The organism is Nocardiopsis sp. NRRL B-16309 (genome assembly GCF_001279585.1).
Classification (GTDB): Bacteria; Actinomycetota; Actinomycetes; order Streptosporangiales; family Streptosporangiaceae; genus Nocardiopsis.
Genome location: NZ_LGEC01000128.1, coordinates 1 through 1,064, shown reverse-complemented (window position 1 = coordinate 1,064; position 1,064 = coordinate 1). Strand labels below are relative to the sequence as shown.

General features: G+C 60.2%; 1 protein-coding gene. It reads right to left on the bottom strand.

The features are described from left to right. On the bottom strand, positions 1–1,064 hold a 1,064-nt coding region (clpX, locus tag ADL05_RS27625; RefSeq protein ID WP_053619959.1), incomplete at both ends, for an ATP-dependent Clp protease ATP-binding subunit ClpX.

Genomic DNA, 1,064 nt, shown 5'->3' with positions numbered 1-1,064 from the left:
CGCGGCACGATCGTGGGGTTCACGTTGTCGATCACCGTCTCCCGCGTAATGATCACCTGACCCACATCCTCACGCGAAGGCACCTCATACATCACCGACAACAACACCTCCTCGATGATCGCCCGCAACCCACGAGCTCCCGTCCCCCGAATGATCCCCTGCTCAGCGATCGCCTCCAACGCATCCGACGTGAACTCCAACTCCACGCCGTCCAACTCGAACAACCGCTGATACTGCTTCACCAGAGCATTCCGCGGACGCGTCAGAATCTCCACCAACGCCCGACGATCCAGATCATGCACACTCGTGATCACCGGCAACCGCCCGATGAACTCCGGAATCATCCCGAACTTCAACAGGTCCTCCGGCATCACCTCACCGAACAGCGCCGACTCCGCCACCTCGGACTTGGGACGCAACACCGCGTTGAACCCCATCCCCTGACGACCCGCACGCGACTCGATCAACTTCTCCAGACCCGCGAACGCACCACCACAGATGAACAACACATTCGTCGTATCGATCTGGATGAACTCCTGGTGCGGATGCTTCCGACCACCCTGCGGCGGCACCGACGCCGTCGTCCCCTCCAGGATCTTCAACAACGCCTGCTGCACACCCTCACCCGACACATCACGCGTGATCGAGGGATTCTCACTCTTACGCGCGACCTTGTCGACCTCATCGATGTAGATGATCCCCGTCTCGGCCTTCTTCACGTCATAATCGGCCGCCTGGATCAACTTCAACAGGATGTTCTCCACATCCTCACCGACATACCCCGCCTCGGTCAGCGCCGTCGCGTCCGCGATCGCGAACGGAACATTCAGAATCCGCGCCAGCGTCTGCGCCAACAACGTCTTCCCCGACCCCGTCGGCCCCAACAGCAAAATGTTGGACTTGGCGATCTCCACACCCTCATCGCCCGGACGCTCACCCTCCGAACGCACACGCTTGTAGTGGTTGTACACCGCCACCGACAAAGCCTTCTTCGCCTGATCCTGCCCGATCACGTACGAGTCCAGGAACTCATAGATCTCACGCGGCTTCGGCAGACTGTCCCA